The following is a 6,532-nucleotide window of genomic DNA, read 5'->3' on the forward strand; positions in this document are numbered from 1 at the left end:
CGCCCCCACCCCGCCGAGCCCTCCGCTCCGCCGGCCTTGAAGGACGCCTGGCCGGCCCATCCCCCCACGCCCGCACCTGACCACTGCGAGAAGGATGAACGAGCCGCATATGCCCCAGTACACCGAGCTGCGCCGCGAGCTGGACACGCTGACCACCGAGGCGTTCCGGCCGGAGCTCGCCGAGATCGACCGCATGCCCACCCTGGAGATCGCCCGCACGATGAACGGTGAGGACGCCACCGTTCCGGCCGCCGTCGCCGCCCAGCTGCCCAGCATCGCCGCCGCCATCGACGGCATCGCCGCCCGGATGGCACGCGGTGGCCGGCTGGTCTACGCCGGCGCGGGGACGGCGGGACGGCTCGGCGTGCTGGACGCCAGCGAGTGCCCGCCGACCTTCAACACCACACCGGGACAGGAGGTCGTCGGCCTGATCGCGGGCGGCCCCGCCGCGATGGTCACCTCGATCGAGGGCGCGGAGGACAGCAGGGAGCTGGCCGCCGAGGACCTGGACGCGCTCGGGCTGACCGCCGCCGACACGGTGGTCGGCGTCTCGGCCTCCGGGCGCACCCCGTACGCGGTCGGCGCCGTCGAGCACGCCCGCGCGCTCGGGGCGCTGACCGTCGGGCTGTCCTGCAACGCCCAGTCGCCGCTGGCCGCCGCCGCCGACCACGGCATCGAGGTCGTTGTCGGCCCCGAGCTGGTCGTCGGGTCGACCCGGCTGAAATCCGGCACCGCCCAGAAGCTCGTACTGAACATGCTGTCAACCATCACCATGATCCGGCTCGGCAAGACCTACGGGAATCTGATGGTGGACGTGCGCGCGTCCAACGAGAAGCTGCGGGCCCGCTCCCGGCGGATCGTCTCGCTCGCCACCGGCGCGGACGAGCTGGCGATCGAGCAGGCGCTGACCGCGACCGGCGGCGAGGTCAAACCGGCCATCCTCGCCCTGCTGGCCAAGGTCGACGCGCCGACCGCGGCCCGGCTGCTCACCGAGTCCGGCGGCCACCTCCGCGAGGCCCTGGAGTCCGCGCAGGCCTGACCGGCCGGCACCGGACCTCGCCGGCAGGGGCGCCGCCTCGCGTGCTGGACGGTGATCCCTGGCGGGATCAGAAGTCCATGTCACCGCCGGGCATGCCGCCCGGGGCGGCGGCGGACGCCTTCTCGGGCTTGTCCGCGATGACGGCCTCGGTGGTGAGGAAGAGCGCGGCGATGGACGCGGCGTTCTGCAGCGCGGAGCGGGTGACCTTCGCCGGGTCGATGATGCCCTCGGCGATCATGTCGACGTACTCACCGGTCGCGGCGTTCAGGCCGTGGCCGATGGGCAGGTTGCGCACCTTCTCGACGATGACGCCGCCCTCAAGACCGCCGTTGACGGCGATCTGCTTGAGCGGGGCCTCCAGCGCGAGCTTCACGGCGTTGGCACCGGTCGCCTCGTCGCCTTCCAGCTCCAGCTTCTCGAACACCGCGGTGGCCTGCAGCAGGGCCACGCCGCCACCGGCGACGATGCCCTCCTCGACGGCGGCCTTCGCGTTGCGCACCGCGTCCTCGATACGGTGCTTGCGCTCCTTGAGCTCGACCTCGGTCGCGGCACCGGCCTTGATGACGGCCACGCCGCCGGCCAGCTTCGCCAGCCGCTCCTGCAGCTTCTCGCGGTCGTAGTCCGAGTCGCTGTTGTCGATCTCGGCGCGGATCTGGTTGACCCGGCCGGCGACCTGGTCGGTGTCGCCCGAGCCGTCCACGATGGTCGTCTCGTCCTTGGTGATGACGACCTTGCGGGCGCGGCCGAGCAGGTCGAGCCCGGCGTTCTCCAGCTTGAGGCCGACCTCTTCGGAGATGACGGTGCCACCGGTGAGGATGGCGATGTCACCGAGCATGGCCTTGCGGCGGTCGCCGAAGCCCGGGGCCTTGACGGCGACGGACTTGAAGGTGCCGCGGATCTTGTTGACGACCAGCGTGGAGAGCGCCTCGCCCTCGACGTCCTCGGCGATGATCAGCAGCGGCTTGCCGGACTGCATGACCTTCTCCAGCAGCGGGAGCAGGTCCTTGACCGCGGAGATCTTCGAGTTGACGATCAGGATGTACGGGTCGTCGAGCGACGCCTCCATACGCTCCAGGTCGGTGGCGAAGTACGCCGAGATGAAGCCCTTGTCGAAGCGCATGCCCTCGGTGAGCTCGAGCTCGAGCCCGAAGGTCTGCGACTCCTCGACGGTGATGACGCCTTCCTTGCCGACCTTGTCCATCGCCTCGGCGATCAGCTCGCCGATCTGGGTGTCGGCGGCGGAGATGGAGGCGGTCGAAGCGATCTGCTCCTTGGTCTCCACGTCCTTGGCCTGCTCCAGCAGGGCGGCGGAGACGGCCTCGACGGCCTTCTCGATGCCGCGCTTGAGCGCCATCGGGTTGGCACCGGCGGCTACGTTGCGCAGGCCTTCCTTGACCAGGGCCTGGGCCAGGACGGTCGCGGTCGTCGTGCCGTCACCGGCGACGTCGTCGGTCTTCTTCGCGACTTCCTTGACCAGCTCGGCGCCGATCTTCTCGTACGGGTCCTCCAGCTCGATCTCCTTGGCGATGGACACACCATCGTTGGTGATCGTCGGGGCGCCCCACTTCTTCTCAAGGACGACGTTCCGGCCCTTGGGACCGAGGGTGACCTTAACGGCGTCGGCGAGCTGGTTCATCCCGCGCTCAAGGCCGCGCCGCGCCTCCTCATCGAACGCGATGATCTTAGCCATGTGAAGTGTCCTCCGCGGACTGGGGGTTCCCCCACCGAGGCGGGGGGCGGTGGATCGGACCGTGTGGCGCCCGCGACGGACGGCCTGCCGGCCGCCGGTTCCTTCCCGACGCCCGGGCGGGCCTCACCGACCCGGTCCAAGTGGCACTCTCACTCGGAGAGTGCTAACGCCAATGATTAGCACTCTCCCCCTGCGAGTGCAAGCGTGCGGCTCGGCGGAAGGGGCCTTCCCCGGCGGCCTGGGGCGGTCCGGGGAGCGGCCCGAGGGCCCCCGGAGCACCCGGGCATGGGCGAAGGGCCACCCCTGGCGGGGTGGCCCTTCGTGGTGGCGTCGCGTCGGTGGCCGAACGCGCCCGAGCCGTCAGCCGGCCAGCCGGACCATGTCCGCCTGCGGCCCCTTCTGACCCTGCGAGATCTCGAACTCGACTCGCTGGCCTTCTTCGAGGGTGCGGTATCCGTCCATCTGTATCGCGCTGTAGTGGACGAAAACATCCGCACCACCGTCGACCGCGATGAAGCCGTAGCCCTTCTCCGCGTTGAACCACTTGACGGTGCCCTGAGCCATTCCTAACTCCCCTATTACTGGCCCTATCGCGGCCCCGCGCTCCGCGGGCCCGGGTCAGACCTCACCTCCGAAGAGGTGTGCGCCGGAACGCGTCGACCGCGGCTGAATGTATCTGCACGGATGCCGTCTGCAACAGGTCAATTGGACGAGAATTCTGGGCGCGACCGATCGGAAATACCATAGGAAAAAATGATAATCAAGGGCAAGTCGGACCGGACATAGCGGGCCTAAGGGGTTTTTCGCTTATGACTTTGGCGATAAATCGCCGCACCCGCCCCACGCGGTCGCCAGGCAGGCGCCGCTTGCCCCTGGCAAATGAACTCGGGCCCGCCGAGTGCCCCGGATGCGGGCGCCCCACCCGGGGGCGAAAGCAGTTCCCGGGCGGGGCGCAGGTTAAACATCAGAGCTTCTGCGGATTCCTGACAGTTCGGGGGCGGGCCGGCTCAGCCGCCCGCGACCGCGGGAATGATCGACACGCTGGCGCCGTCGGGGACCGCGGTGGCAAGACCCTCGGAAAAGCGGACATCGTCATCGTTGACATAGACGTTCACGAAACGGCGGAGTTTGCCGGTGTCGTCGAGAACCCGCGCGGAAATACCGGCATGATTCTTTTCGAGCGATTCGATCACCGCGGCCAGCGTCGCGCCCTCGGCCTGAACTTCGGCCTGGCCGCCGGTGTAGGTACGGAGAATGGTGGGGATACGTACGGAAGCACTCATGCGAGGCCAGCCTCTCGGAACGCGGCAACGGTGGGGCGGATGGTCGCGGTCGGCCCGGTGGTCGGGGACACCGCGTCCAGAGTCTTGAGCCCGTCGCCGGTGTTCAGCACGACGGTCTCGGCGGCCGGGTCGAGCAGCCCGGTCTCGATGAGCTTGCGCAGCACACCGACGGTCACCCCGCCGGCGGTCTCGGCGAAGATCCCCTCGGTGCGGGCGAGCAGCTTGATAGCGTCCACGACCTGCGTGTCGTCCACGTCCTCGACCGCGCCGCCGGTGCGCCGGACGATGTCCAGCACGTAGGGGCCGTCCGCAGGGTTGCCGATGGCCAGCGACTTGGCGATGGTGTCCGGCTTCACCGGGCGTACGACGTCGTGCCCCGCCTTGAAGGCCGCGGAGACCGGCGAACAGCCCTCGGCCTGGGCCCCGTAGATCGTGTACGGCTTGTCCTCGACCAGGCCGAGCCTGATCAGCTCCTGGAGGCCCTTGTCGATCTTGGTGAGCTGCGAGCCCGAGGCGATCGGGATGACCAGGTTGTCCGGCAGCCGCCAGCCGAGCTGTTCGGCGATCTCGTAGGCCAGCGTCTTGGACCCCTCGCCGTAGTACGGCCGCAGGTTGACGTTGACGAAGCCCCAGCCCTCACCGATCGGGTCGCCGATCAGCTCGGAGCAGAAGCGGTTCACATCGTCGTACGAGCCCTCGATCGCGACGAGTTCGCCGCCGTAGACCGCGGCCATCACGACCTTGCCCTCCTCCAGGTCGTGCGGGATGAACACGCACGAGCGGAAGCCCGCCCTGGCCGCGGCGGCGCCGACCGCGCCGGCCAGATTGCCGGTGGACGAGCAGGACAGCGTCGTCAGGCCGAAGGTGCGGGCGGCCTCAAGGGCGATGGCGACGACCCGGTCCTTGAAGGAGTGCGTCGGGTTGCCCGAGTCGTCCTTGACGTACAGGCCGCCGGTGATGCCCAGTTCGCGGGCCAGGTTGTCGGCCCTGACGAGCTTGGTCCAGCCCGGGTTGAGGTTCTGCTTCTCGGTGACGTCGGCGGGCACCGGGAGCAGCGGGGCGTAGCGCCAGATGTTCGCGGGGCCGGCCTCGATCCGCTTGCGCAGGCCCTCCGGGTCGCCCAGCGGCAGGTCGTAGGCCACTTCCAGCGGCCCGAAGCACTCCTGACAGGCGAAGACCGGGCTCAGCGGATAGCGCGTGCCGCACTCCCGGCAGGACAGCGCGACGGCGGGTCCGAAGGCGGCTTCGTGGGGATTCTCAGCGGAAACGCTGGTGGTGTTGCCGGCGACAGTCTGCACAGCCATGGTGGCGAGGCCCTTTCTCCTCATCTTCCTCGCGGCGGAGATCGCCACAAGACGGAATTGGCACCGTCCCCACCATGACCTCGCGGTCGGCGGGAGGGTTGCCGGGGCTTCAACGGGCCGTTCCCTCTGCCCCTCTGGATGAGCGGTATGGCACCGGACGACGGGGGTCCGGGCGTTTGTACGCCGTGCCACCCCGGCATGCGGGGCTCACTGGCGTTGTTCAAGACTGTAACCGACAAAGGTGACAGTCGAGGTAGTCGTCCGAACCGCGAGATGGATCACACGGGAGACGGAGAACGTGCTCGAAGAGGTGCAGCGCTGGCTGTCCCTGCGGTCGTGGTCGGCCGCCGACCGCCCGCTCGACGTGCTGCTCGCCGCCAAACGGGCGGCCGGCCCGGCGGGCACGGTCAGCGTGGTGCTGCCCGCCCGCAACGAGGAGGCGACGGTCGGCGCGATCGTCGGGGCGATCCGCCGCGACCTGATGGCGCCGGGCGCGCCGCTCGTGGACGAGATCGTCGTCATCGACTCCGGGTCCCGCGACGCCACCGCCCGGGCCGCCGCCGACGCCGGCGCCACGGTGGTGCCGCGGGACGCGATCCTGCCGCGGCTGCCCGCGCTGGCCGGCAAGGGCGAGGTGCTGTGGCGGTCGCTGCTGGTCACCAGCGGCGAGATCGTCTGCTTCGTGGACGCGGATCTGCGGGAGTTCGACTCCCGCTTCGTGTCGGGGATCGTCGGGCCGCTGCTCACCGAGCCGGCGGTGCACCTGGTCAAGGCGATGTACGACCGGCCGCTGGAGACCGGCGGCACCGTCGTCCCGGCCGGCGGCGGCCGGGTCACCGAACTGGTCGCCCGCCCGCTGCTCAACCTCCACTGGCCGCGGCTGGCCGGCTTCGTCCAGCCGCTCGGCGGCGAGTACGCGGCGCGGCGCTCCCTGCTCGAACAGCTGCCCTTCCCGGTCGGCTACGGGGTCGAGCTGGGCATGCTCATCGACTCCCTCGCGCTGGTCGGGCTCGACGCGCTCGGCCAGGTCGACGTGGGGGTGCGGCACCACCGCCACCAGGACGGCCAGGCACTCGGCCGGATGGCCGCGGCCATCTACCGCACCGCCCATCTGCGGCTGGCCCGCGGCCACCTCGTACGCCCCCGCCTGACCCAGTACGACCTCTGCCCGGAGGGCACCCGCCAGGGGCGCGGGGAACCGGGCGCGCAACCATAC

General features: G+C 70.1%; 6 protein-coding genes and 1 riboswitch. Of the genes, 2 read left to right on the forward strand and 4 right to left on the reverse strand.

Going from position 1 to position 6,532, the window contains the following annotated elements; all coding sequences use genetic code 11:
- The first annotated feature begins 109 nt into the window (after window positions 1-109).
- Window positions 110-1,039, forward strand: a complete 930-nt coding sequence (gene murQ, locus V7E46_RS31605) for an N-acetylmuramic acid 6-phosphate etherase (protein ID WP_333771622.1) — start codon at window positions 110-112, stop codon at window positions 1,037-1,039.
- Window positions 1,040-1,106: 67 nt separating this feature from the next.
- Here the strand turns inward: murQ and groL are convergent, their stop codons facing one another.
- The 4 genes from groL to thrC all read right to left on the reverse strand — a co-directional run bounded on the left by groL (window position 1,107) and on the right by thrC (window position 5,340).
- Window positions 1,107-2,729 carry a chaperonin GroEL gene (gene groL / locus V7E46_RS31610; RefSeq protein ID WP_333771623.1) on the reverse strand — a complete coding sequence of 541 codons (1,623 nt, stop codon included), beginning with the start codon at window positions 2,727-2,729 and terminating at the stop codon, window positions 1,107-1,109.
- A gap of 360 nt (window positions 2,730-3,089) precedes the next feature.
- Window positions 3,090-3,293 (reverse strand): cold-shock protein, encoded by a 204-nt coding sequence (locus tag V7E46_RS31615; RefSeq protein ID WP_009339379.1) that lies wholly within the window; start codon window positions 3,291-3,293, stop codon window positions 3,090-3,092.
- Window positions 3,294-3,736: 443 nt separating this feature from the next.
- Window positions 3,737-4,012, reverse strand: coding sequence for a MoaD/ThiS family protein (locus tag V7E46_RS31620; protein ID WP_329178145.1), 276 nt, complete (start codon window positions 4,010-4,012; stop codon window positions 3,737-3,739).
- Window positions 4,009-5,340 (reverse strand): threonine synthase, encoded by a 1,332-nt coding sequence (gene thrC, locus V7E46_RS31625; protein WP_333771624.1) that lies wholly within the window; start codon window positions 5,338-5,340, stop codon window positions 4,009-4,011. Before thrC ends, V7E46_RS31620 begins: the two co-directional genes overlap by 4 nt.
- Window positions 5,334-5,461, reverse strand: a riboswitch (SAM riboswitch). (Overlaps the previous gene by 7 nt.)
- A 153-nt stretch (window positions 5,462-5,614) precedes the next feature.
- On the opposite strand from thrC, the gene V7E46_RS31630 reads away from it, so the two are divergent.
- A partial coding sequence (locus V7E46_RS31630; RefSeq protein ID WP_333771625.1) for a glucosyl-3-phosphoglycerate synthase occupies window positions 5,615-6,532 on the forward strand: 918 nt, incomplete at its 3' end.

Source organism: Streptomyces sp. IBSBF 2435, assembly GCF_036815005.1.
Classification (GTDB): Bacteria; Actinomycetota; Actinomycetes; order Streptomycetales; family Streptomycetaceae; genus Actinacidiphila.

What these genes read in the sequence shown, in the direction of transcription:
- murQ (WP_333771622.1), top strand. Translation starts at nt 110, where the DNA reads ATGCCCCAGTACACCGAGCTGCGCCGCGAGCTGGACACGCTGACCACC.
- groL (WP_333771623.1), bottom strand. Translation starts at nt 2,729, where the DNA reads ATGGCTAAGATCATCGCGTTCGATGAGGAGGCGCGGCGCGGCCTTGAG.
- V7E46_RS31615 (WP_009339379.1), bottom strand. Translation starts at nt 3,293, where the DNA reads ATGGCTCAGGGCACCGTCAAGTGGTTCAACGCGGAGAAGGGCTACGGC.
- V7E46_RS31620 (WP_329178145.1), bottom strand. Translation starts at nt 4,012, where the DNA reads ATGAGTGCTTCCGTACGTATCCCCACCATTCTCCGTACCTACACCGGC.
- thrC (WP_333771624.1), bottom strand. Translation starts at nt 5,340, where the DNA reads ATGAGGAGAAAGGGCCTCGCCACCATGGCTGTGCAGACTGTCGCCGGC.